23 protein-coding genes and 1 riboswitch are annotated in these 24,065 nt (G+C 64.3%); of the genes, 10 read left to right on the top strand and 13 right to left on the bottom strand.

Annotated features, from left to right (window positions below):
* Positions 1 to 3 precede the first annotated feature (3 nt).
* The 4 genes from NKJ91_RS04640 to NKJ91_RS04655 are packed head-to-tail and all read left to right on the top strand — an operon-like array spanning position 4 to position 7,005.
* Positions 4 to 2,457: a GcvT family protein gene (locus NKJ91_RS04640; protein ID WP_352454632.1), complete on the top strand. Its 2,454-nt coding sequence runs from the start codon at positions 4 to 6 to the stop codon at positions 2,455 to 2,457.
* Positions 2,454 to 3,353 carry a homocysteine S-methyltransferase family protein gene (locus NKJ91_RS04645; protein ID WP_352454633.1) on the top strand — a complete coding sequence of 300 codons (900 nt, stop codon included), beginning with the start codon at positions 2,454 to 2,456 and terminating at the stop codon, positions 3,351 to 3,353. The genes NKJ91_RS04640 and NKJ91_RS04645 overlap by 4 nt, the downstream gene beginning before the upstream one ends.
* Positions 3,353 to 4,534: a pyridoxal phosphate-dependent aminotransferase gene (locus tag NKJ91_RS04650; RefSeq protein WP_352454634.1), complete on the top strand. Its 1,182-nt coding sequence runs from the start codon at positions 3,353 to 3,355 to the stop codon at positions 4,532 to 4,534. Before NKJ91_RS04645 ends, NKJ91_RS04650 begins: the two co-directional genes overlap by 1 nt.
* Positions 4,531 to 7,005, top strand: a complete 2,475-nt coding sequence (locus NKJ91_RS04655; protein WP_352454635.1) for a GcvT family protein — start codon at positions 4,531 to 4,533, stop codon at positions 7,003 to 7,005. The genes NKJ91_RS04650 and NKJ91_RS04655 overlap by 4 nt, the downstream gene beginning before the upstream one ends.
* Before the next feature lie 214 nt (positions 7,006 to 7,219).
* Here the strand turns inward: NKJ91_RS04655 and NKJ91_RS04660 are convergent, their stop codons facing one another.
* The 6 genes from NKJ91_RS04660 to NKJ91_RS04685 form a co-directional block, all read right to left on the bottom strand.
* Positions 7,220 to 7,801 carry an NAD(P)H-dependent oxidoreductase gene (locus tag NKJ91_RS04660; RefSeq protein WP_023676544.1) on the bottom strand — a complete coding sequence of 194 codons (582 nt, stop codon included), beginning with the start codon at positions 7,799 to 7,801 and terminating at the stop codon, positions 7,220 to 7,222.
* A 225-nt stretch (positions 7,802 to 8,026) separates the two neighbouring features.
* Positions 8,027 to 9,427 carry an FAD-binding oxidoreductase gene (locus tag NKJ91_RS04665; protein ID WP_502903554.1) on the bottom strand — a complete coding sequence of 467 codons (1,401 nt, stop codon included), beginning with the start codon at positions 9,425 to 9,427 and terminating at the stop codon, positions 8,027 to 8,029.
* Complete coding sequence (locus NKJ91_RS04670) at positions 9,424 to 10,722, bottom strand: cytosine deaminase (protein WP_352454636.1); 1,299 nt, start codon at positions 10,720 to 10,722, stop codon at positions 9,424 to 9,426. The genes NKJ91_RS04665 and NKJ91_RS04670 overlap by 4 nt, the downstream gene beginning before the upstream one ends.
* Positions 10,723 to 10,915: 193 nt before the next feature.
* Positions 10,916 to 11,767, bottom strand: a complete 852-nt coding sequence (locus NKJ91_RS04675) for an ABC transporter permease (protein WP_352454637.1) — start codon at positions 11,765 to 11,767, stop codon at positions 10,916 to 10,918.
* Positions 11,754 to 12,596 carry an ABC transporter ATP-binding protein gene (locus NKJ91_RS04680; protein WP_352454638.1) on the bottom strand — a complete coding sequence of 281 codons (843 nt, stop codon included), beginning with the start codon at positions 12,594 to 12,596 and terminating at the stop codon, positions 11,754 to 11,756. The genes NKJ91_RS04675 and NKJ91_RS04680 overlap by 14 nt, the downstream gene beginning before the upstream one ends.
* A gap of 3 nt (positions 12,597 to 12,599) precedes the next feature.
* Complete coding sequence (locus tag NKJ91_RS04685; protein ID WP_352454640.1) at positions 12,600 to 13,604, bottom strand: ABC transporter substrate-binding protein; 1,005 nt, start codon at positions 13,602 to 13,604, stop codon at positions 12,600 to 12,602.
* Between the two features lie 276 nt (positions 13,605 to 13,880).
* Here NKJ91_RS04685 and NKJ91_RS04690 point away from each other — a divergent pair, with 276 nt between their 5' ends.
* Both NKJ91_RS04690 and NKJ91_RS04695 read left to right on the top strand, forming a co-directional pair.
* Entirely contained in the window at positions 13,881 to 14,264 is a 384-nt protein-coding gene (locus NKJ91_RS04690; protein ID WP_352454641.1) for a RidA family protein, read from the top strand.
* Between the two features lie 57 nt (positions 14,265 to 14,321).
* Positions 14,322 to 15,125 (top strand): creatininase family protein, encoded by an 804-nt coding sequence (locus NKJ91_RS04695; protein WP_352454642.1) that lies wholly within the window; start codon positions 14,322 to 14,324, stop codon positions 15,123 to 15,125.
* A gap of 156 nt (positions 15,126 to 15,281) precedes the next feature.
* Here NKJ91_RS04695 and NKJ91_RS04700 read toward each other — a convergent pair whose 3' ends face one another.
* The gene (locus tag NKJ91_RS04700; RefSeq protein ID WP_352454643.1) at positions 15,282 to 15,791 is read right to left on the bottom strand and encodes a tyrosine phosphatase family protein; all 510 of its coding nucleotides are present in this window, start codon (positions 15,789 to 15,791) and stop codon (positions 15,282 to 15,284) included.
* Positions 15,788 to 16,846 (bottom strand): threonine-phosphate decarboxylase CobD, encoded by a 1,059-nt coding sequence (cobD, locus tag NKJ91_RS04705; RefSeq protein ID WP_352454644.1) that lies wholly within the window; start codon positions 16,844 to 16,846, stop codon positions 15,788 to 15,790. The genes NKJ91_RS04700 and cobD overlap by 4 nt, the downstream gene beginning before the upstream one ends.
* Between cobD and cbiB the strand changes: the two genes are divergently transcribed.
* Positions 16,845 to 17,816, top strand: a complete 972-nt coding sequence (cbiB, locus tag NKJ91_RS04710; RefSeq protein ID WP_352454645.1) for an adenosylcobinamide-phosphate synthase CbiB — start codon at positions 16,845 to 16,847, stop codon at positions 17,814 to 17,816. The two genes, cobD and cbiB, sit on opposite strands and share 2 nt — an antisense overlap.
* 27 nt (positions 17,817 to 17,843) lie before the next feature.
* Here the strand turns inward: cbiB and NKJ91_RS04715 are convergent, their stop codons facing one another.
* The 5 genes from NKJ91_RS04715 to NKJ91_RS04735 all read right to left on the bottom strand — a co-directional run bounded on the left by NKJ91_RS04715 (position 17,844) and on the right by NKJ91_RS04735 (position 20,743).
* Complete coding sequence (locus NKJ91_RS04715) at positions 17,844 to 18,158, bottom strand: hypothetical protein (RefSeq protein WP_051406122.1); 315 nt, start codon at positions 18,156 to 18,158, stop codon at positions 17,844 to 17,846.
* Between the two features lie 474 nt (positions 18,159 to 18,632).
* Complete coding sequence (cobO, locus tag NKJ91_RS04720; protein ID WP_023676558.1) at positions 18,633 to 19,250, bottom strand: cob(I)yrinic acid a,c-diamide adenosyltransferase; 618 nt, start codon at positions 19,248 to 19,250, stop codon at positions 18,633 to 18,635.
* Position 19,251: 1 nt separating this feature from the next.
* On the bottom strand, positions 19,252 to 19,773 hold the full coding sequence (gene cobU, locus NKJ91_RS04725) for a bifunctional adenosylcobinamide kinase/adenosylcobinamide-phosphate guanylyltransferase (RefSeq protein WP_352454646.1): 522 nt from the start codon (positions 19,771 to 19,773) through the stop codon (positions 19,252 to 19,254).
* Complete coding sequence (locus tag NKJ91_RS04730; protein WP_352454647.1) at positions 19,766 to 20,548, bottom strand: CbtA family protein; 783 nt, start codon at positions 20,546 to 20,548, stop codon at positions 19,766 to 19,768. The genes cobU and NKJ91_RS04730 overlap by 8 nt, the downstream gene beginning before the upstream one ends.
* A 15-nt stretch (positions 20,549 to 20,563) precedes the next feature.
* Positions 20,564 to 20,743 (bottom strand): CbtB domain-containing protein, encoded by a 180-nt coding sequence (locus NKJ91_RS04735; RefSeq protein WP_023676561.1) that lies wholly within the window; start codon positions 20,741 to 20,743, stop codon positions 20,564 to 20,566.
* A 36-nt stretch (positions 20,744 to 20,779) separates the two neighbouring features.
* A riboswitch (cobalamin riboswitch) is annotated at positions 20,780 to 20,976 on the bottom strand.
* A gap of 141 nt (positions 20,977 to 21,117) precedes the next feature.
* On the opposite strand from NKJ91_RS04735, the gene NKJ91_RS04740 reads away from it, so the two are divergent.
* From NKJ91_RS04740 to NKJ91_RS04750, 3 genes are all read left to right on the top strand, one after another.
* Positions 21,118 to 22,311 carry an aromatic ring-hydroxylating oxygenase subunit alpha gene (locus tag NKJ91_RS04740; RefSeq protein WP_352454648.1) on the top strand — a complete coding sequence of 398 codons (1,194 nt, stop codon included), beginning with the start codon at positions 21,118 to 21,120 and terminating at the stop codon, positions 22,309 to 22,311.
* Between the two features lie 218 nt (positions 22,312 to 22,529).
* Entirely contained in the window at positions 22,530 to 23,546 is a 1,017-nt protein-coding gene (locus NKJ91_RS04745; protein ID WP_352454649.1) for a heparan-alpha-glucosaminide N-acetyltransferase, read from the top strand.
* The gene (locus NKJ91_RS04750; protein ID WP_352454650.1) at positions 23,546 to 24,052 is read left to right on the top strand and encodes a methyltransferase family protein; all 507 of its coding nucleotides are present in this window, start codon (positions 23,546 to 23,548) and stop codon (positions 24,050 to 24,052) included. Before NKJ91_RS04745 ends, NKJ91_RS04750 begins: the two co-directional genes overlap by 1 nt.
* The last annotated feature ends 13 nt before the right edge of the window (positions 24,053 to 24,065 follow it).

Below are 24,065 nucleotides of genomic sequence, written 5' to 3' on the forward strand. Positions count from 1 at the left end.
AACATGGCCGGTTTGCCGACCACGGCACGCGTTGTGATCATCGGAGGTGGTGCCGTCGGCGCCTCCTCGCTCTACCATCTCGCCAAGGCGGGCTGGACCGACTGCGTGCTTCTGGAGAAGAACGAGCTGACCTCCGGCTCGACCTGGCATGCCGCCGGCAACGTGCCGACTTTCTCCTCGTCATGGTCGCTGATGAACATGCAGCGTTATTCGACCGAGCTCTATCGCCGGCTGGCCGACGAGGTCCGCTATCCCATGAACTACCACGTCACCGGCTCGCTCAGGCTGGCCCATAGCGCGGAGCGCATGCTGGAATTCCAGCGCGCCAAGGGCATGGGCCGCTACCAGGGCATGGATATCGACGTGGTCGGGCTCGACGAGATCAAGCGCCGTTACCCCTTCATCGAGACGCATGAGCTGAAAGGCGCGCTCTACGATCCGAATGATGGCGATATCGATCCAGCGCAATTGACCCAGGCACTGGCCAAGGGCGCGCGTGACATGGGCGCGAAGATCATCCGCTTCTGTCCGGTCACCGGCGTGCGCCGCGACAACGACGAGTGGGTGGTCGAGACAGCGCAAGGCGAGATCCGCTGCGAGATCGTCGTCAACGCCGCCGGCTACCGCGCCGCCGAGGTCGGCAGGATGTTCGGTCGCGAGGTGCCGATGATGGTGATGAGCCATCAATACATATTGTTTGAGGAAATCCCCGAACTGGCCGCATGGTCGAAGGAACAGGGCAAGAAGCTGCCGCTGCTGCGCGACGTCGATACGTCCTATTATCTGCGCCAGGAAAAGAACGGCATGAACCTCGGCCCCTATGAGCGCAATTGCCGCGCCCACTGGGTCGGCCACAAAGACCCAATGCCCGACGACTTTTCGTTCCAGCTGTTTCCCGACGATCTCGACCGGCTGGAACAATACCTGGCCGATGCTGTCGCCCGCGTGCCGATCCTCGGCACCGCCGGCCTGTCCAAGGTCATCAACGGGCCGATCCCCTATGCGCCGGACGGCAACCCGCTGATCGGCCCGATGCCCGGCGTGCCCAACGCCTTCGAGGCCTGCATCTTTACCTTCGGCATCGCCCAGGGCGGCGGCGCCGGCAAGGTGCTGGCCGAATGGGTGACCGAGGGCCAGACCGAATGGGATATGTGGTCCTGCGATCCGCGCCGTTTCACCGCCTTTGCCTCGGCCCCGGATTATTGCGTCGCCAAGGGCATGGAGATCTACGGCAACGAATATGCCATCCAGTTCCCGCGCCATGCCTGGCCGGCCGGGCGCGACCGCAAGCTGTCGCCGCTCCACGACCGCATCAAGGCACTCGGCGCCCGGTTCGACGCCTATAATGGCTGGGAACGCGCCACCTGGTATGCGAAGCCAGGCGACGACATCTCCGAAGAATCCACGCTGACTTTCCGCCGCGACGGGCCGTGGCAGCATCGTGTGCGCGAGGAATGCCTCGCCGTCCGCGATGCCGCCGGCATTCTGGACCTGCCGGGGTTTTCCCGTTTCAATCTCGACGGTCCGGGTGCCGCCGAATGGCTGAGCCTCCAGGTGACGGGCCTGGTGCCGAAACCCGGCCGCATCGGCCTCGTCTATTTTGCCGACGACAAGGGCCGCATCGTCACCGAAATGTCGGTTGTCCGTCACGGCGAAGACCTGATGACGCTGATCACCGCCGCTGTGGCTCAGTGGCATGATTTCGAATGGCTGAAATCGCGCATCCCGAAGGACGCCACATTCAAGCTGGTCGACCGGACGGAGGAATACTCCACCCAGATCCTCGCCGGCCCCAACTCGCGAAAAATCCTGGCCGAACTCTGCGCAGCCGACCTCACCCTGCCCTGGCTGACGCATCAGGAAACCAGTATCGCCGGACGTTGGGCAAAGCTGGTGCGCGTGTCCTTCGCGGGCGAGCTCGGCTGGGAAATCCACAGCAAGGTCGACGATACCGCAGCCATCTTCGACGCCGTCTGGGCGGCCGGGAAGAGGCATAGACTAAAACCGTTCGGCATGTACGCGCTGGATTCGCTGCGGCTCGAAAAAGGTTACCGCACCTGGAAGGGTGACCTGTCGACCGACTATTCGATCCTGCAGGGCGGGCTGGAGCGCTTCGTCAGATGGGATAAGCCCGACTTCCGCGGCAAGGCGGCGCTGCAGAACGAGAAGCAGCAGGGCATCAAGAGGCGCTTCGTCACGCTGGTCGTCGAAAACCCCCGCGACTGCGATGCGCCCTACATGTCGACGCTGTGGCATGACGGCCGCATCGTCGGCGAGACGACATCCGGCGGCTGGGGTCATCGCATCGACAAGTCGATCGCGCTCGGCATGCTGCGCGCCGACCTCACCGAGCCGGGAACCGCGGTCGAGGTCGAGATCTTCGGCGAACGTTTTCGGGCGATCGTGCAGAAGGATGAGCCGTTATGGGATCCGAAGAACGAAAGGCTCAGAGCATGAAGACTGTCATCCTAACCGATGGCGGCATGGGCCAGGAGCTGGTCCGCCGCAGCAGTTCCGAGCCGACGCCGCTGTGGTCGGCCAGGGTGCTGATCGACGAACCGGATCTGGTGCGCGACCTGCATGCGGAATTCATCCGCGCCGGCGCCCGCGTCATCACCATCAACACCTATTCAGCCACGCCGGAGCGGCTGGCACGCGAAGGCGCGGAAGAGCTGTTCAAGCCGCTGCAGAAGCGCGGCATCGAACTGGCAAGGCAAGCCCGCGACCAGGCCGGCGACGCGGCGATCGCCGGCTGCCTGTCGCCGCTGTTCGGCAGCTATGCGCCGGCGCTGACGATATCCTTCCAGGATACGCTCGACATCTATCGCCGTATCGTTGCCGAGCAGGCGGACGGCGTCGATCTGTTTCTGTGCGAAACCATGGCGTCGGCCGAAGAGGCGCGCGCCGCCGTCACCGCGGCGTCGGAAAGCGGCAAGCCCGTATGGATTTCGTGGACGCTTGCCGACCACGGCACGCCGCGCCTGCGCAGCGGCGAAGCCATTGCGGCGGCGTCGGACGCTCTTGCCGGCCTGCCCGTCGCGGCCCGGCTGATCAATTGCTGCCGGCCCGAAGCGATCGCTGCAGCGCTGCCCGAACTGATCGCTCTCGGCGGTCCGGTCGGCGCTTATGCCAACGGCTTCACCTCGATTGAGGCGCTCAAGCATGGCGGAACCGTGGAAGTGCTGCACGCCCGCCACGACCTTGATCCGGATGCCTATGCCGGCCAGGCGGTCGGTTGGGTCGAGGCCGGCGCCGGCATCGTCGGCGGCTGCTGCGAAGTCGGACCGGCCCACATCGCCGCGCTGCGCGACCGGCTCGAACAGGCCGGTTATGAAATTTCGGGAGCAGCATAATGCCCAGGCCATCATCGCGCATTTCCGGCATCGTGCCTTCGGGCAAGGATGGCTGGGAGGTTCATTCCGCTGCCTGGGCGCGCAAGCAGGCCGGCGAGGACATCATCATGCTGTCGGTCGGCGACCACGATTTCGACACGCCGAGCGAGACGATCGAAGCCTGCGTGACGGCCGTCCGCGCCAGCAATCACCACTACACGCCGCTTGCCGGCGTTCCACGCCTGCGCAAGGCGATGGCGGCGGCTTCGACGCTGTGCACCGGCGTTGCGACAAATCCCGACCAGGTCATTGCCACGCCGGGCGGGCAGGCCGCGCTTTACGCGGCCATTCAAGCGGTTCTCGACCAGGGCGACCATGCCATCGTCGTCGCGCCCTATTACGCCACCTATCCCAACACCTTCAGTGCGGCGGGCGCCGAGTTCAGCGTCGTCGAGACCCCCGCCGAGGATGGCTTTCAGCCGCGCGCCGCCGACATTCGCGCCGCCCTTCGGCCGAACACCCGCGCCATCCTGATCAACACGCCCAACAACCCCACGGGCGCCGTCTATTCGCGAGAGCGCCTGGAGGATCTGGCGCAGATCTGCCGCGAGCATGACCTATGGCTGCTGTCGGACGAGGTCTACTGGACGCTGGGCGGCGGCGAGCACGTCTCACCACGCTCGCTGCCCGGCATGGCGGAACGCACGCTGGTCATCAATTCGATGTCGAAGAGCCACGGCATGACCGGCTGGCGCATGGGCTGGCTGACCGGGCCCGAGGAGATGGTCTCGCTGCTGACCGACCTCAATCTGGTGATGACCTACGGCCTGCCGGCCTTCATCAGCCTCGCCTGCGCTGAGGCGCTCAAAAATGGTTACGGCGTCAAGGAGATCGCCGAGCGCTACGCCGCGAGGCGCACCGTCGTCCTCGATGCCATGCGCGGTATGAACAACATCACCGTGCGCGGCTCCGAAGGCGGCATGTACGTCATGCTCGACATATCGGCGATCGAGCCGGACGACGAAAAATTCGCCTGGGCTTTCCTCGACCAGGAGAAGGTCGGCGTCATGCCCGGCTCGAGCTTCGGCGAGGCTGCAGCCGGCCACATCCGCTTCAGCCTCTGCCAGCCTGAGCCGGTGCTGATGGAGGCTGCCACACGCCTGCGCCGCTTCGCCTCCTTCTATCGCCGTGAGGCCGCATGAGCGCCTCGCCCACCAAAACCATTCCGACCAAGGCCATTCCTCCCAAAGCGAGGGCGGTCATCATCGGTGGCGGCGTCTCCGGTTGCTCGGTCGCCTATCATCTGGCCAAGCTCGGCTGGACCGATATCGTCCTGCTCGAGCGCAAGCAGCTGACGTCGGGCACGACATGGCACGCCGCCGGCCTGATCGGCCAATTGCGCGGCTCGCAGAACATGACGCGGCTGGCGAAATACTCGGCCGACCTCTACGTCAAGCTGGAGGCCGAGACCGATGTCGGCACCGGCATGCGCCAGGTCGGCTCGATCACGGTGGCGCTGACCGAGGAGCGCAAGCACGAGATCTATCGGCAGGCATCTCTCGCCCGCGCCTTCGATGTCGACGTGCGCGAGATTTCGCCAAACGAAGTCAAGCAGATGTATCCGCATCTCAATGTATCCGATGTGGTCGGCGCCGTGCATCTGCCCCTCGACGGTCAGTGCGACCCGGCCAACATCGCCATGGCCCTGGCCAAGGGCGCGCGCCAGCGCGGTGCGACGATCGTCGAGAACGTCAAGGTGACCAAGGTGCATACCAGGGCCGGCCGCGTCACCGGCGTTTCCTGGGCGCAGGGCGACGAGCAAGGCCTGATCGAAGCCGATATCGTCGTCAACTGCGCCGGCATGTGGGCACGCGACCTTGGCGCCCAGAACGGCGTCACCATCCCGTTGCACGCCTGCGAACATTTCTATCTCGTCACGGAACCGATCCCCGGGCTTTCCCGCTTGCCGGTGCTGCGCGTGCCGGACGAGTGCGCCTACTACAAGGAAGATGCCGGCAAGATGATGCTCGGCGCTTTCGAGCCAGTGGCCAAGCCTTGGGGCATGAACGGCATAAGCGAGGAGTTCTGCTTCGACCAGTTGCCGGAGGATATGGACCATTTCGAGCCTATCCTTGAAATGGGCGTCAACCGCATGCCGATGCTGGCCACCGCCGGCATTCACACCTTCTTCAACGGTCCCGAGAGTTTTACGCCCGACGATCGCTACTATCTCGGCGAGGCGCCGGAGCTTTCCGGCTACTGGATGGCGACCGGCTACAATTCGATCGGCATCGTCTCCTCCGGCGGCGCCGGCATGGCGCTGGCGCAATGGATCAATGATGGCGAAGCGCCCTTCGACCTCTGGGAGGTCGACATCCGCCGCGCCCAGCCGTTCCAGAAGAACCGCCGCTATCTCAAGGAGCGCGTCTCCGAAACGCTCGGCCTGCTCTACGCCGATCATTTCCCCTACCGGCAGATGGCAACCTCGCGAAATGTCAGGCGTTCGCCGCTGCACGAACATCTGAAGGCGCGCGGCGCCGTGTTCGGCGAGGTCGCCGGCTGGGAGCGCGCCAACTGGTTCGCTAGGCCCGGCCAGGAGCGCGAATACCGCTATTCCTGGAAGCGGCAGAACTGGTTCGACAACCAGCGCGAGGAACATCTTGCGATCAGGAACGGCGTCGGCCTGTTCGACATGACTTCGTTCGGCAAGATCCGCGTCGAGGGCCGCGACGCCTGCGCCTTCCTGCAAAGGCTCTGCGCCAACGACATGAACGTGACGCCGGGCAAGATCGTCTACACCCAGATGCTCAACCAGCGCGGCGGCATCGAGAGCGACCTCACCGTCTCGCGATTGTCCGAAACCGCCTTCTTCCTCGTCGTGCCCGGCGCCACGCTGCAACGCGACCTGGCCTGGCTGAGAAAACATCTTGCCGACGAGTTCGTCGTCATCACCGATGTGACGGCGGCCGAAGCCGTGCTTTGCCTGATGGGCCCGGATTCGAGGAAGCTGATCCAAAAGCTGAGCCCGAATGATTTCTCCAATAACAACAACCCGTTCGGCACGTTTCAGGAGATCGAGATCGGCATGGGCCTGGCCCGCGCCCACCGCGTCACCTATGTCGGCGAGCTCGGTTGGGAGCTTTATGTCTCGACCGATCAGGCTGCCCATGTCTTCGAGGCCATCGCGGAAGCCGGCACTGACGCCGGCCTGAAGCTATGCGGCCTGCATACGCTGGATTCCTGCCGCATCGAAAAGGCCTTCAGGCATTTCGGCCACGACATCACCGACGAGGACAATGTGCTGGAGGCCGGGCTGGGTTTCGCGGTGAAAACGGCCAAGGGCGACTTCCTTGGCCGCGATGCGGTGCTGAAGAAGAAAGAAACCGGCCTGTCACGCCGGCTGGTGCAGTTCCGCCTGAATGACCCCGAGCCCCTGCTCTTCCACAATGAGGCGATCCTGCGCGACGGCACGATCGTCGGCCCGATCACCTCGGGCAATTACGGCCATCATCTCGGCGGCGCGATCGGGCTTGGCTACGTGCCGTGCCAGGGCGAGAGCGAGGCGGACGTGCTGTCGTCGTCCTACGAGATCGAGATCGCCGGCGAGCGCTTTGCCGCCGAGGCCTCGCTCAAGCCGATGTACGATCCGAAATCGGAACGGGTGCGGATGTAACTCTTTTCTTTCTCCCCTTGTGGGAGAAGGTGGCCGAGCGAAGCTCGGTCGGATGAGGGGTGTTGGAAGGATCGCTACCTCAACGGAATTAGCGTTTAGCGCTCCCGTCCCAATCTTCCCACGCCGCGTTTCTTCCAGCACCCCTCATCCGGCTCGGCGCTACGCGCCGATCCACCTTCTCCCACAAGGGGAGAAGGAAAAGTCCCCTCCCGCGTCAGAACGCGTCCATCTTGGCAGCGACCTTCGCGATGAATTTCGTCCGCGTCTCGTTCGTCGACAGGTTCATCGAGTAATGCGCGAGATAGGAGACCGACCCGCCAGGCTTGATGGTGGCGCGCAGCACCCGATTGACCAGCTTGCGCGGCGGGTCGCCCATCAGCATGGCGCGGAACCGGCTGCCGCCATAGGTGGTGACCGCCGCGACCTTGTGAATGTTGTGCAGCGACGGCTGCACCTTGCCGTTGACCAGCTTGAACGACACGCCGGGCAGGAAGACGCGATCGAAAAAGCCTTTCAAAATGGCCGGATAGCCGAAGTTCCACACCGGAAACGACAGCACCAGCGCCTCGGCCCGCAGTAAGCGCTCGACATAGGCTGACGCCGGATCGCCGTCGCTGCGTTCGTCGTGATAGGACAGCCGTTCGGCCCGCGTCAGCCTGGGATCGAAACCCTCCGCATAGAGATCGCAGTCGTCGACGACATGGCCGGCGGCCTTCAGCCGCTCGATGATCGTCCGGTGCAGATCGGCGTTGAAGCTGGTCTCCACAGGATGAGCGTAGAGGACGAAGACGTTCACAGGAGAACATCTCGCAAGTCGGCACCAAGCACCCCCCTCTGCCCTGCCGGGCATCTCCCCCTCAAGTGGGGAGATCGGCTGTCAGTATCGCTTTCGCCAGTTGACGACGTTGGAAGATGGTCGAGACGATGGAACTGCCAATCTCCCCCCTTGAGGGGGAGATGCCAAGTGGTGGCAAAGAGGGCAGGCCAGAGGGGGGTACAGCGCCACACGCCCGTCATCGTCTCAACCCGCCTTCTCCAGTCCCTTGAACAGGAACGACTTGCCCGAGCGATAATCATAGTCCGGGTTCTCCCAGGCGATCATCTTGCCCGGATTGAGCAGCCCTTGCGGGTCGGTCTCGCGCTTGAAGGCGAGCTGCACCTCGTCGGTGCGCTTCATGCCGCCTTCTTCCAGCGTGTAGCGGTGCGGGTTGAAGATCCAGCAGCCATTGTCCTCGTGGATGCGGATGATCTCGTCCAGCCGCTCCGCCGTGGTGAAGCGGACCAGCGGCAGCCCTGCGATGCCGATGGCGCCATCGAAGCGGATAAATTCAAGGTGTGCCGGCACCTCGTCGCCGAAGCGGTCGACCATCGCCTTGACGTGGCCGAGGTGGTCCGGCGACGGATAGCGGGTCTGCAGATAGGTGATCGTCGGATCGACCCGGATGGCACGCAGCGTCGTGTGGTTCCAGGTCAGCTCATAGGCCGGCGGCAGCCCTTTGAGATCGGCCTCCTTGTCGGCACGAAAGACGATCTCGCCCTTGCTGCGCGCCGTGAAGGCGAGGAAGGCATCCATCGCATGCGGCGCGATCATCAGGACGACGATGCTTTGGCCGCGCCGGAAAAACCGTTGGTGGCGCTTGAAGTAATCGTAGGGGATGGGTGCTGCGATCGGTGTGATCAGTTTCGCCAGGATACCGTCCTGGATGGCGAGATCGTTGCCGAAGCCGGCCGCATCCATGAAATCGTCGAAGCCGACGATGACGTCGATCCAGTCATAGCTGGCGGTCAGCGGCATCTCGACTTCGGTGATGATGCCGTTGGTGCCGTAGGCGTGCATGACCTTCAGCACGTCCTCGCCGGTGAGCTCCATGACCCGCGGCTCAGCCTCCATCGTCACGGTCCTCAGCCGGATGACGTTGCCGAGGTCGCGCAGTCCGCCCCAGCGGATCGAACCGATGCCGCCGGAGCCGCCGGCGACGAAGCCGCCGATCGATGCGGTGTTGTAGGTCGACGGCGACATGCGGAGCTCCTGGCCGGAATGCGCCCGCGTCGCTCTGTCGATGTCGGCGAGCACGGCGCCGGGGCCGGTGACGACACGGCCCGGCGCGATCATCTTGACCGCGTTCATCTCGGCGAGATTGAGCACGACGCCGCCGGACAGCGGCATCGCCTGCCCGTAATTGCCGGTGCCGCTGCCGCGCGGCGTCACCGGGACGCCGTGCCGGTGGCAGGCGGCGAGAATGTGGACGACCTCGTCTTCGGTTTTCGGCGTCACGATCAGGTCACCGGTGACGTGCTCGAGCTGCTGCTTCAGCACCGGGCTGTACCAGTAGAAGTCGCGGCTCTTCTGCTGGACGATCGCCGGATGGTCATCGATCTTCAAACCGTGCAGGTCGCGCTTGAGCGCCGCAATATCCATCATTCCACCATCAGATCATCGAGTTCGGCATAATCGGGCAGCTGGCGCTCGATCGCCTGGCCGTCGCGCACGACGATGCGATCCGATTCGGGCCGTGACAGCAATTCCGTCCAGCTTCGCCCCCTGAAGACGACGAAATCGGCCGGCGCTCCGGCGGCAAGCGTGCCGAAATTATCGAGCCGCATCACCTTGGCCGGCGTTGCGGTGACAGCTTGCGGCCAGTCCGCGACGGGATGGTCTAGATGCAGGACACGCGTCGCCATGCGATAGACCTCCAGCATGTCGAGATCGCCATAGGCGTAGAACGGGTCGCGCGTATTGTCGGAGGCGACGGCGACGGCAATGCCGCGCGCCTTCATCTCGTGCAGCAGCGTCACCCCGCGCCAGCGCGGCGTTGTCCTGTCGCCTCGCCGGTCCTGCAGATAGAGATTGCACATCGGCAGCGACACCACCGCCAAGCCGGCCTTGGCGACCTTATCCAGCGTGTCGAGCACGTCGAGATCGGGCTGGCGTGCCAGCGAGCAGCAATGGCCGACCAGGATGTTCCCGTCAAAACCGTTCCAAAGGGCTGCTTCGGCGATTTTCTTCAGCGAGATCGCCGAGACATCGTCGGTCTCGTCGGCGTGGAAATCGAGGTCGAGGCCATGCTTGATCGCCTGCGCAAACACCTGGTCGAGCAGTTCTTCGAGATCCGGCACCATGTAGGTGACGACGCCGAGAACACCCTTGGCGGCAGCCACCCGTTTGGCCAGCCTCTCGAACCATTTCCTGTCGCGCACGCCCTCGATGCCGAGCAGGCAGGCCGCCTGCAGCTCGATGCGGCCGCGCCATTTCTCCCGCATCGTCTCGAACACCGGCCAGGAGATCTCTTCCTGCGGCGCGACGCTGTCGAGATGCGTGCGCAGCGCCCTGGTGCCGTGCGCGTAGGCGCAGCGCAGCGAAAAATCCATGCGGCGGGCAACGTCGTCGGCGCTCCAGCGCGCCGCGCGGTCGGCGCCGGTGGCGTTCAAAGCGGCCATGAAGGTGCCGTCCGGGTTGGGCTTTCGGGGCCAGATATGGCCCTTGTCGATATGGGTGTGGCAGTCGACAAAGCACGGCAGCACGATGCGGCCGCCGAGATCGGTGGCGTCCGCCGGTGCGTTGGATCGATGCGCCGTAATCCCGGAGATCTTGCCATCGGCGATTGCGATATCGGCGAGCCCAAACCCGTCGGTATCGAAGGCTCCGGAAAAGCCCGGCGTAAGTGAAGCATGAAGCCGAACCTTGGCGAGATGGTAGGAACCAGAAGCTGGTATCAAGGCCTACCCCCCTCTGTCCTGCCCTCTTTACCACTACTTGGCATCTCCCCCTCAAGGGGGGAGATTGGCAGCCTCGCCCATGGCGCTCGTCTTGCAACGTTGGCGATTAGCGAAATCCTAGATAGCATCCAATCTCCCCCCTTGAGGGGGAGATGTCCGGCAGGACAGAGGGGGGTGCTGGCGCTGCCCACCATCACCGCTCCTGCCTCAGCGCGCTCTCGTGCCAGCGCCGCAAAAGGAGATGCGATACCAGCGACAGCACCAGGAAGATCAGGATGCCGGTGAGCGAGATCAGGATCAGCGCCGCGAACAGCCTTGGTGCGTTGAGCCGGTAGCCGGCCTCGATGATGCGCGAGGCGAGGCCGGACGACTGGCCGGTGGCGCCGGCGACGAACTCGGCCACCACCGCGCCGATCAGCGACAGGCCGCCGGCGATCTTCAGCCCGCCGAGGAAATAAGGCATCGCCGCCGGCAGCCGCAGATAGCGCAATTGCTGCCAGCGAGTGGCGCCGTTGAGCTTGAACATGTCGCGCAGATTGCGGTCGACGGAGTTGAGGCCGAGCGTGGTGTTGGAGAGGATCGGGAAGAAGGCGACGATCCAGGCGCAAAGCAAAAGCTTCGTCGTCTGGTTGTCGACATAGATATTGATCAGCGGAAAGATCGCGACGATCGGCGTCACCTGCAGCACGATGGCGAAGGGAAAGAACGACATCTCCACCCATTTCGACTGAGCGAACAGCACTGCCAGCCCGACACCGCCGACCACGGCGAGAAGCAGGCTCAAGAAGGTGATCCTGAGTGTCACCAGCAGCGAGGAGAACAGCAGCCCGGCATCGTCGTGCAGCGTCTGCAGCACCACGCCGGGGCGCGGCAGTATGTATTTCGGGATGTCGTTCCAGACGCAGACGCGGTCCCACAGCCAGATCGCCAGGATCATGATCGCCAGCGGCAGCAGCCATCTGCCGATGCGCTCGAAGCGCTCCTGGCGGACGCGGCGCGCCTCCTCCGGGTCGAGCGCCGGGATCTGTTCTTCAATGGCCGTCATGATGCGGTCCGGCAGTTGAGTTGATGGCGCCGATCAGCACGTCGGATGCCTGGCGGCAGAGCGCGGCATAGTCGGGCGAGGTGCGAAACGCCTCGTCGCGCGGATAGGGCGCATCGACGGCAAGCTCGGCAAACACCCGGCCCGGCCGCGCCGCCATGACGACGACGCGATTGGAGAGGAATACGCTTTCGAAGACGCTGTGGGTGACGAAAACGACGGTAAAACGCTCATCCTGCCATAGCTCCAGAAGATCGTTGTTGAGCTTGAAGCGGGTGATCTCGTCGAGTGCCGCGAACGGCTCGTCCATCAACAGAATGCGCGGCTTGGTCACCATGGCGCGGGCGATCGAGACGCGCATCTTCATGCCGCCCGACAGTTCGCGCGGCACCGCCTTCTCGAAGCCGGTCAGGTGAACCCGCGCCAGCATCTCCATCACCGCCGGCGCCGCCTTGGCACGCGACACGCCCTTCAGCCGCAGCGGCAGCCAGACATTGTCGAAGACGTCGGCCCAGGGCAGCAGCGTCGGCTCCTGGAAGACGAAGCCGATATTTGAACGGTCGCCGATATTCGAACGCTCGAGGGCGCCGCTGCCGCGCCAGTCGAGCACACCCGAGGTCGGCGTCGACAGGCCGGCAATCAGCCGCAGCGCCGTCGACTTGCCGCAGCCCGACGGTCCGAGCAGGCTGAGGAAATCGCCTTCCCGGATCGTCAGCTCGACATTGCTGAGCGCGGTGACGCCGTTGGAAAAAACCTTGCCGACGCCACGCAGCGCCAACAGCGTCGGCCCCGATACGCTTCCTGGCTGTTGCGCCACTTTCTCCAGCTTCACGGCCTACTTCTTCAGGTCGAGCCCGACGCTCTTGTTGACGAAGGCCAGCGTGTAGGCCTTCTTGATGTCGATGCCCGCCGGCGTGACCTTGGCCTTGACCATCTTGTCGTAAAAACTCTGGATGCGCGCATCGGTCATGGCGCCGATGCCGAGCTTTTCGCTGTCGCCGGAATCGACCACGCCGAACTTCTTCAGCTGCTCGATCGAGAAAGCGATCTGCTCATCCGTCATATCCGGATTTTCCTTCTTGATCATCTCGTTGGCGGCCTTGTTGTCGCCGTAGAGATAATTGTACCAGCCCTTGGCCGAGCCATCGACGAAGCACTGGACCACCTCGGGCCGCTTGTCGACCGTCTCCTGCATGGTCTCGACCGTCGTTGCATATGTGTCCCAGCCATAGTCGGCCAGCAGGAACTGGTTCGGCGTGAAACCGCCCTGCTTCCGGACGGCGAATGGCTCCGAGGTGACGTAACCCTGCTGGATCGACTTCTTGTTGGCGATGAACGGCGCCGGATTGAAGGTGTAGGGCGCGCGCTTGGCGGCATCGAAGCCGAGGTCGGTGACCATCCACTGGAAGAAGGTCTGCGCACCTTCGTCGCCAAGGATGTACTGCTCGGCGTTCTTCAGGTCTTCCCATTTGTCCAGCCCCTGCCCGGGATGGGACATGATGACCTGCGGGTCCTTCTGGAAGTCGGCCGCCACGACGCGCATCGGTATGCCTTGCTGCACGGCATCGAAGGCCGACAGCAGATTGCCGCCCATGTAAAAATCGATCTTGCCGGCCAGCAGCAGCGGCCGGCCGCTGACCTGTGGGCCGCCCTGCATGATCGTCACGTCGATGCCGCAGGCGGCATAGGTGCCGTCCACCACGGCCTGGTAGTAACCCCCATGCTCCGGCTCAGCCAGCCAGTTGGTGCCGAAGGTGACTTTTTCGTTCGCTGCCGCGGCAAGCGTGCCTGCGCCAAGCAGCACGATCGCGCCCGCCGAAATCTTGAGTTTTCCGTACATCCACACCACCCTTTGTTCGCTCCGGCGCGTCACGCGCCGGGCTCGACACCATTGTTTCAAGAAGCAAGACACATGCCACCGGCGCGTTGCGCCGGGACCGCCCGCTTGTGCAATGCCCGCCTGAGCAATGGCGGCGCGAAGGCCGGACGGGTCATGCTGTACGAAAGGCATCGTGCCTATTTTTTGATCGCCTGTCCACAATCGCCCTCGTGACATGCACCGCCATCTTGATGCCCGCATCGATCCCGCTTTAGGCTGCCGTGAACGGAGATTGCCATGTTCAAATTTCTCACGCCGAAGTCGATCAAGCCGCCCTTCGCCCGCTACAGCCATGGCGTCGAACTGCCGCCCGGCAAGCGGCTGGTGCTGTGTTCGGGCCAGGTCGCAATCACCCCGGACGACCAGATCCCCGAAGAGGCCGGCGCACAGGCCGAGCTCTGTTTCCAGAACATATCGGCGATTCTCGGCGAGGCCGGGCTCAGCCTGTCCGACATCGTCCGCATCAACGCCTACGTCACCGACCGCGCCTTCCTGCGCCCCTATATGGAGGTTCGCGACCGGCTGTTCGCCAGCCCTGCGCCGGCCTCGACGCTGATGATCGTTTCTGGTTTTGCCCGGCCGGAATTCAAGATCGAGATCGAGGTCATCGCGGCGGGATGATCGACAGCCGATCGTTCCCGCGTTAGGTCTGGGCTTGTCGGTTCAAGAGGGCATGACATGACCGCTGCAAAAAAACGCGTATGGTGGGGTGACTACCGGACCACCGAATACGCGACCGTCGATCCTGAGGCGACCATTGCCGTTCTGCCGCTGGCGGCGATTGAGCAGCACGGCCCGCATCTGCCGGTCTCGACCGACACCTCGATCATGAACGGCATGCTGGAAACGGTGATCGCGCGCCTGCCCGGCGATCTCGACATCCGCATCCTGCCGGTCCAGGCGGTGGGCAAGTCGAACGAACATTTGCACGCACCGGGCACCCTCACCCTGCCGGCGACGACCTTGGTCGAGGCGTGGACCGAACTTGGCCTGTCGGTCGCGCGCGCCGGCGTCCGAAAACTGATTGTCGTGAACTCGCATGGCGGCAATGAAGAGATCATGGGCATCGTCACCCGCGAGTTGCGCGTGCGGGCAAAGATGCTGGCGGTAAAGACCAGTTGGCAGCGTTTTGGCCGGCCGGCCGGCATGTACACCGAGCTCGAGGACCGCCACGGCATTCATGGCGGCGACGTCGAGACCTCGCTGATGCTGCATTTCCGGCCCGACCTCGTCGATATGGGGAAGGCCGACAATTTCGTGTCCAAGGTCGCCCGCGCCGAAAAGGAATTTTCGCTGCTGCGCCACACCGGAACGCACGCCTTCGCCTGGATCGCCAGCGACCTCAACCCGAATGGCGTGGTCGGCGACGCCAGCATTGCCACCGCCGAAAAAGGCCGGCTGACCGCCGAGCATCAGGCCGACGGCTTCATCGGCCTGCTGAGGGACGTGGGCAAGGCAAAGCTGGCGGATTGGTTGGCGTAGGGTTGTGTTGATATTCAGCGAAGGCTTGGACGCTCAGATGTAACGGCATGGATCCTAGGGTCTCCGCTGCGTCGCGGAGACCCTAGGATCTATGCCGTTACCGTGGCCGAAGAGTGCGGCGATCCACGATTGCCGCGCCGTCTCGATGGGCCGATTCTAGCCATCGATCCCCAAGGCAAACGGCGTGCCTTCGAAAGCATCTGCGCCGCGCCCGATCGCCTGGATCGCTTCGATCATCCGGCCCCTGCGATCGAGCAGCGTGTCGGCAATTGCGATCAGCCGCGGATTGGGCGTCGCGGTGGGCGACAGCCTGCGCAGCGTCTCGGCCAACTCGGCCTCATCGCGCTTCGGCGCCAGCGCTGCCGCGATGATATAGGCCGAGGCGGTCGAGCGGCTGATGCCGGCATAGCAATGCACCACCAGCGGCCGCGACCGATCCCATTGGCGGGCGAAATCGAGCAGGTTCAGGACATGCTCCTCGCCCGGCATGGTCATGCCCTCCTGCGCTACCGCAATGTCGTGCATGACCAGATGCAGATGGTTTTCCCTGGTGATCGAGGCCGGTCGCATCACCTCCGTTCCGGCAGCGAGCAGCGAAAGCAGCCGCTCGGCCCCGGTCTTCGTTACCGTTTCCTCGACTTTGGACAGCGAGCAGACGTGGATCATTGGGTAGTTTCTCCCTTGGCATCATCGTCGCGCCGCGAGGCCCAGCCGGCAAGCGCCGATTCGAGCCGCCGCCATTCTTCGTCGGCTCCCGGCAGGCCGGCGCGCAGCACATCCGGCCGGCCGGCGAAATGCCGAAGCAGGATGCCGCGCTGGCCGAGCACCGAAAACAGGCCGGCGGCGCCCGCCAGCCTGATATAGCGGAACAACGCGGTGCCACCGGCGACAGGCACGCCGAAGCGGCCGAACAGCGTATCGAGCCGTGCGGCATCCTCGGCCAGACGGCGCCGCATCCCGGCCTGCCAGCCGGTATCGGCAAGCGCCCTTATGCCATATTCGAGCGCCGGCCCGGCAACCGCCCATGGCCCGAATTGCGCCTCCAGCCGCTCGACCGTCAGCGCATCGGCCAGTGCAAAGCCAAGCCGCAGGCCGGCCAGGCCGAAGAACTTACCGAACGAACGCAGCACGACGATGCCGCCCTGGTCGACGTCGCCGGCCAGGCTTTCGCTGCGCGGGCCGACATCCATGAAGGCCTCGTCGACCACCAGCAGCCCACCTCTGGCGCGTAATGTCCCGGCAAGTCGAAGCAATCTTTCGCGCTCGACGACGCGCCCGTCCGGGTTGTTGGGATTGACGACGACGGCAAGGTCGGCCGCCGCCAGGGCTTCGAAATCATCGACTTCAGCCGCCGCATGGCCGGCGATCGCCGCTGCCCGCCTATGCTCGGCATAAGTCGGCCCGAGCACCAGCGCCGTGCCCGGGCTGACCAGGGAAGCGACGCGCGGCAACAGGATCTGCGTGCCGGGCGCCGCTGCGACATTCGCCGCCGACGGGGCGCCATAGGCGCTTGCCGCGAGTTCAGCCAAGTCGCGGCTGCGCGCTGTTTCCGGCAATCGCGACAGGGCGGTGGCGGGCAAATCGAAAAGCGGGTAGGAGTGCGGATTGATCCCGGTCGAGAGGTCGACGAAAGGCAGCGGCGCGTGAGGGAAAAGCGCCCTCGCCCGGCCAAGGCTTCCGCCGTGGTCCACTGCCGCCGTCACTCCATCAAGAGACTTCATGCCGATCCTGATCACTTTCCTGTCGCTGGCCATCGAACTTGTACTCGGCTACCCGGCCCGGCTCTTCGATGCCATCGGCCATCCCGTCACCTGGTTCGGCAGGCTGATATCCTTTCTCGACCGCAGGCTCAACCGCGCCACTGATTCCGACGCCCACCGTCGCCGCTGGGGCGTCGTCGCGCTGCTGGTGATCGTGCTGGTGCCGGCCGCCCTCGCCTTCTGGATCGAAACCTTGCTTTGGAGCATTCCCCTCGGCTTGTTGGTTACCGCAATCCTGGCGACGTCACTGCTGTCGCAGAAGAGCCTGGCCGAGCATGTCGAAGCGGTCGCCGATGCCCTCGACAGCGGCGGACTGGATATGGGCCGCATTGCCGTCTCCAGGATCGTCGGCCGCGATCCGGAAAAGCTCGACAGGGCCGCTGTCTGCCGCGCCGCGATCGAAAGCCTGGCCGAGAATTTCTCCGACGGCGTCGTCGCGCCGGCCTTCTGGATCGGTATCGGCGGGCTCGCCGGCGGCGTCGCCTACAAGGCCGCCAACACCGCCGATTCGATGATCGGCCACCGCACTCCGCGCCACGAAGCCTTCGGCTGGGCGGCTGCGCGCTTCGACGACTGGATCAACCTGCCGGCGTCGCGGCTGACGGCGCTGCTGATCGTACTCGCCGCTTTCCTGGTCAAGGGCGCCGACGCCAAGGGCGCCTGGCACGCCGTGCGGCGCGATGCGAAAAAACACCGCTCGCCCAATGCCGGCTGGCCGGAAGCAGCGATGGCCGGCGCGCTCGGCCTGGCGCTCGCCGGCCCCCGTTCCTATGACGGCGTCATGGTCGAAGACGCATTGATGGGCGAAGGCGGCCGGCGCGATGATGTCGAGAGCACCGACATCCGACGGGCGCTGAAACTCTACCGCGTCGCCGACTTACTGCTGATCGCGCTGTTCGGCGTGGTCGCGGTGATCGTCATCGCCGCGTGAACGTCCGAATGGGTCGGCAAACCCGACCTACCAGGTAACACGGACTTCCTTTGCGCTCGGATCGGCTTCCACGCCAAACCTTTTGATCGCGTACCCACCGGCAGCTACGGGAGAAGATTTCAATAAGGGTTCGACTACGACAAAAAGTCGTTCAGCGTTTGGCCCATACATGTAGAGGATGCATTCGCCTTCACCAAACAAGTCACCGTCAAACTCGCCGACCGATGCATCCTCGATAGCTTTCTCTAGCCGATTCTCGAGCGCATAAATGGATTCGCGTTCGTCAGCGGCACCAAACTGACCATCATTGAGAATAAGATAGACGATTACCGCCTGGTCCACGAACAATCTCCAGCTTCGCAAGCGACCAGAACTCTATCCCTGACATCCGGCGGCACTGAAACTCTACCGGATCGCCGACTTTCTGCTGATCGCACTGTTTGGGGTAATCTCGACGGTCGTAATTCTGTTGTGATCTTCGCCCGATCCCAGGCGAAACAAAAACCCACCATGCGGCGGGTCGTTGGAGCCAATTAGCACCATACCGAAATTAGTAGCATAGCTGCCGGCACAAAGCAAGAACAAAATAGGGCGCCTTCGGCCTTGAAGGTTCGCAGCTTAGTTCCAGCTTGGGTTCCTCGCCCCACGAAAGTGGGGAGAGGTGGCTCGGCCAAGCCGAGACGGAGAGGGGAACCGCGCTCTACGAAAGCCCCTCTCCGGCCGCTTCGCGACCACCTCTCCCCCCCTTCGCGGCGGGCGAGGAACCCAAATCTTGAGAGGTCGAGACACCGCGCCTCTGCCTCCCCAGCAACCCCCTCAGAACTCGATCCCCTGCTGCGCCTTCACGCCGGCGGAGAAGTGGTGCTTGGTCACGCCCATCTCGGTGACCAGATCGGCCGCCTCGACCAGTGCCGGTTTGGCGTTGCGGCCGGTGACGACGACATGCAGGCCTTCGCGACGCGCCTTCAGCGCCGCGACCACCTTTTCGAGATCGAGGTAGTCGTAGCGCAGCGCGATGTTCAGCTCGTCGAGCACCACGAGGCTGATCGACGGCTCGGCCATCAGCTCCAGCGCTTTCGCCCAGGCAGCCTCGGCCGCCGCGATGTCGCGCTTCAGATCCTGTGTCTCCCAGGTAAAGCCCTCGCCCATGGCGTGCCAGACGACACGGTCGCCGAAGGCGGCAAAGGCGTCTTTCTCGCCGGTGTGCCATTTGCCCTTGATGAACTGAACGACGCCGACGCGCTTGCCATAGCCGAGCATCCTGAGCGCCAGCCCAAAGGCGGCCGTGGTCTTGCCCTTGCCCGGTCCGGTGTTGACGATCAGCAGCCCCTTCTCGACCGTCTTGGCCGCGACCTCGGCGTCCTGCACCGCCTTGCGCTTGGCCATCTTGGCGCGGTGGCGTTCCTCGTCCTTGGGATCGATAGTATCAGCCATGTCATTTCACCTTGAGCGGCAGCCCCGCCACCATCAAAAGCACGGTGCCGGCAACAGCCGCGACGTCCTGGTTCAGCCGGCCGGCGGCGTCGCGAAACCGTCTTGCCAGCGCATTGTCCGGCACGATGCCCTGGCCGACCTCGTTGGACACCACGAACCACGGCCCACGCGGCCGCGACAGCACATCGGCCAGCCTCCGGCATTCGGCCTCGACATCATGGTCGGCCAGCATATGGTTGGTCAGCCACAGCGTCAGGCAGTCGATCAGCACCGGCTGGCCGTCAGGCAGCGCTCCGATCGCGCCGGCAAGGTCGAGCGGCGCATCGATGGTCGTCCAGCCGGCGCCGCGGCGCGAGCGGTGCAGCGCGATGCGCTGGCGCATCTCGTCGTCATAGGCTTGCGCCGTGGCGATATAGCTCCAAGGCAGCGGGCCGACCGTCACCAGGCTCTCGGCATGCGCGCTCTTTCCGGGGCGCGCACCGCCGATGACCAGGGTCAGTGCCCCGGCAGCGCGGTCAGGCAAAGCTGTCGCGCAGGCTGGTCGCCGTGCCCGTGAAGCGTCCGCGCACCACGCCGACGACCGCGCCGAGCACCAGCCAGAACACCAGATTGGTCAGCGTCACCGCCACCACGAACTGGTGGTGCAGGCCTTCCGGGATCGCCGTCTCGAAGCTATCGGGCTGCGGCGCGCCGACGATATGCGGCGCAACGATCAACGCCACGGCAAGAGCCACCAGCGGCAGCGATCTGCGGAAGACTATAAGGCCGAGACCGGCCGCTGTCGCCACCACTGTTGCCCACCACCAGATCTGGCGTTGGACAAGGTCGGCCGACGGCATCGCCGGCAGTTCCGGCGGCAGGCCGAGGCCCGGCGCCAGCGTGAACGCGGCAAAGCCGGCCAGCCCCCAGAACAGGCCCTGGCGCCAATTGCCGATGCCGCCGGCGAATTCCGAAACCGCAACCAGGACCAGCGCAAAGCCGATGCCGGTGACGATATTGGCAACGACGCTGAAGCCGAAGCGTTCGAAACCGTCCGCCGGCGCCCAGCCTTCGTCTTCCGCCGGAGCCATTGCTTCAGCCGGTGCCGGCGCGGCGCTGCTCATAGCCGTCGTGCCCGCGGCGTTTTCAACCGGTGCCGCAGGTGCCGCGGCATGGTCATGGCCGCCGCCGGCCTGTTCGTAGACTTCCGCCTTTAGGATGAGCGGCACCGTGGCATAGGCTTGCATGCAGGCGAGAGCCACGCCGGCCACAAGCCCTGCGATCGCCGCGATGAACACGACGTTGCGAAACAGTGTCATGATGTCAGCCCCTTGTTAGTGGCAGGGAAAGCCCATCGAATGGCGATAGTCGTGCGCGGCATTGTGGACCGCATCGATATGCGAGAAGCCGACAAAGCCCATGACGAAAATGCCGAGGAATGCAGCAAGCGCCAGCTGCATGAGACGCGACTGCGAGGAGGCGGAAGCGCCGAGCGAAACGGAAGCGGTATTCATGTCTTGTCCTTTCGCCCTCCACCCGAGGGCATAGAAGTCAGTTTCCTGTCGCCGGCAGGTCTCCTGGCTCGCGGATCAGCGCCCTTCCCCACCTTCCCGAAGGCGAACCTTCAGTGGCATATGGAGAGGACTACCGCACACAGTTGCGGGGGCAGCCACGGCATTGGGCAAACAACTTGCCCTCACCGCATTCCCTCTTGGTTCCAAACGGAACCGACGACATCAGTGACTATAGGCAGAATCGCCGCGCCCGGCAAACCAAATTCCGCCGGATCGTGTGGCGAATGCGCCGCCTCGCCAAGCCCGGTCGGCCGGCGCCGCGATTGACAATTTTCGCAGCCGGGTGTCGGCTGGCGGATGGGGAGGAAGCCGGCATGCAACCCAGCCCGAATGAGCGCGGTCCCTACAACGGCCTGACGCGGGCCGAGCCGACGCTGCCGTCATCAGCCTATTGGGACATCGCGGCCTATCAGCGCGATCTCGAGGCCATCTGGTATCGCAACTGGCTGCTCGTCTGCCGCGAGGCCGACCTTGCCCAGCCGCTGGCTTTCAGGACGTTCCGCATAGGCACGCAGGAGGTCGTCGTGCTGCGCGACGAGACCGGCGAGTTGCGCGCCTTCCACAACACCTGCCGGCATCGCGGCTCGCAGCTTTGCCAGCAGAGCGAAGGACGGCTGAAGGCGCGGCTCATCACCTGCCCATACCATGCCTGGTCCTATTCGCTGCACGGCGATCTGGTGCGCGTGCCGTCGAAATCGCTGCCGGACGGCTTCGACAAGGCCGATCATCCGCTCTACCGGGTCGCGCTTTCGGTGTGGCGCGGTTTTGTCTTCGTCAATCTGGCGGAAGACGCTGCCGGCTCGGCTGAAACATCCTTCGATCCGGCATCCGGCAGCCTCGCCAACTGGCCGTTGGAAACGCTGCTGAGCGGCCATGTGCTGCGCAAGGTGATAAACTGCAACTGGAAGGTATTTTGGGAAAATTTCAACGAGTGCCTGCACTGCCCCGGCGTCCACAAGGACCTGTCGCGGCTGGTGCCGATCTATGGCCGCGGCCTGATGGGCCGGCACGACGACCCCGAATGGGCGCGCCACGCCGACAATGACGCGCCGGAATTTGCCGGCGGCTTGCGGGCCGGGGCCGAAACTTGGTCGCGCGACGGGCGCGTCCACGGCTCGGTCTTTTCCGGCCTGACGCCGGGCGAGCGTGCCGCCGGGCAGACCTATGCCACCAGCATGCCGTCGATGTTCGTCGTCGGCCATGTCGACTATGTCAGGACCGTGCGGCTGGTGCCGCTTGGCCCGGAGCAGACCGAACTTACCGCCGAATGGCTTTTTTCGCCCGAAGCGCTCGCCGATCCGGCCGCCGATATCGACAACATCGTCGCCTTCGGTACCCAGGTGCTGGAGGAGGATGCTGATATCTGCGAGGTCAACCAGATGGGCCTGCGCTCGATGCGCCACAAGGCCGGCGTACTGATGCCCGAGGAATACGACTTGCACCGCTTCCACAACTGGGTGCGCGAGCGCCATGCGGCGCTCGCACATCAAAGCGATTTGGGCAGATAGCGCCAGGTGACGAAGCCGCAGGCCGCCGCCAGCAGCCCGAGCGTTGCGAAAACCGCGCCCAGGCCGAAGAACGCCTGCACGCCGGCCAAAGGCTTTCCGGCTCTGGCCTAAAGCAGCTCTGATGCCGACCGGTACCAACGCGACGCAAGGCCCTGCTTCTTTTGACGGTGGCAACCGTGATAGTCGTCTTGCCGGGGCTGAACCAAGACAGCGAGACCATGAGCATCGACACGCCGAGCGCAGCCGTTCAGGATCAACCGAAGTCGAAGCGCATCGCCGCTATCGACATTGCACGCGGCATCGCTTTGCTTGCCATGGCGAGCTATCATTTCACCTGGGACCTCGAATTCTTCGGCTACACCGATCCCGGCCTCACCGCCTTCGGCTGGTGGAAAATCTACGCGCGCTGCATCGCCTCGAGCTTCCTGTTCCTGGTCGGCATCAGCCTCTATCTCGCCCATGGCAAGAAAATCCGCTGGACCGGCTTCTGGAAGCGCTTCGCCATGGTTGCCGGGGCAGCGCTCGCAATATCGCTGGTCACCCGCATCGCCACGCCCGATGGCTTCATCTTCTTCGGCATATTGCACGAGATCGCGCTCGCCAGCCTGCTCGGCCTGGCGTTCCTGCGCCTCCCGGCGCTGCTGACGCTTGCCGTGGCGGCCCTCGCTATTGCCGCGCCTTTCTACCTGCGATCTGAGCTTTTCGATCATCCGGCTTTGTGGTGGGTCGGCCTGTCGGCGACCAACCCGCGCTCCAACGACTACGTTCCACTGCTGCCCTGGTTCGGCGCCGTACTTGCCGGCATCGCGGTTACCAAGCTCGCCGCCACCTCCGGCGCGCTGACGCGGCTGTCGGCCTTGGCGCCCGGCCGCTGGGCAAATCCGCTGGTCTTCATCGGCCGGCACAGCCTTGCCTTCTATCTGATCCATCAGCCGGTGCTGATCGGCTCGGTCTGGCTGTTTTCGCAATTCATGCCGGCGCAGGCCGAAACCAGGGAGGTGCGTTTTCTGAAATCCTGCCAGATATCCTGCGAGCAGGCACGCGACACCGAGTTCTGCTCCAGCTATTGTGCCTGCATGCTGGACACTCTCCAGGGCGAAGCCTCGCTTGACCGGCTCTACAGCAACGACCAGTCCCCGGAGTGGAAGGCGCATATTGGCGAGCTCGCCGGCACCTGCACCGCCCAAACCGAGGCGGCGGAACCGGGGAACGCGCTAATCGAGGGAGGACAATAATGAGCGACAGTCACCCGAAACCCGTGCAGCAAAATCCTGGGCAGCCGAAGCTGGGGCACATCCCATGGCCGCCGCTGATCTATATCGCCGCCATCATCGTCAGCGTCGCGCTAGGGCTGTTCTATCCGCTGCCGTGGATCGGCGATCTTCTCGGCGACATCCTGTTCGCCGCCGGCCTTGTGGGGTTGGTGGCGGTTGCCGCGCTCTGGTTCACGGCAATCCGCACCATGATCCGCGCCAAGACGACGCTCAACCCGAACGGCGTGCCTGACCATCTGGTGACTACCGGACCCTTCGCCGTCAGCCGCAACCCGATCTACCTCGCCAACACGCTGCTGCTGGTCAGCCTCGCCTTTGTCACTGGGATCGCCTGGTTCCTGCCGCTGGCGGTCATCGCGGCGTTCCTGACGCAGAAGCTGACGATCGAGAGCGAGGAGAAGGTGCTGACGGCCAAATTCGGCAAGAAATACCGGGACTACGCCAAAAGGGTGCGGCGCTGGATTTGAGCCGGCGCTGACG

The organism is Mesorhizobium sp. M0040 (assembly GCF_040323505.1).
Taxonomy (GTDB): domain Bacteria; phylum Pseudomonadota; class Alphaproteobacteria; order Rhizobiales; family Rhizobiaceae; genus Mesorhizobium.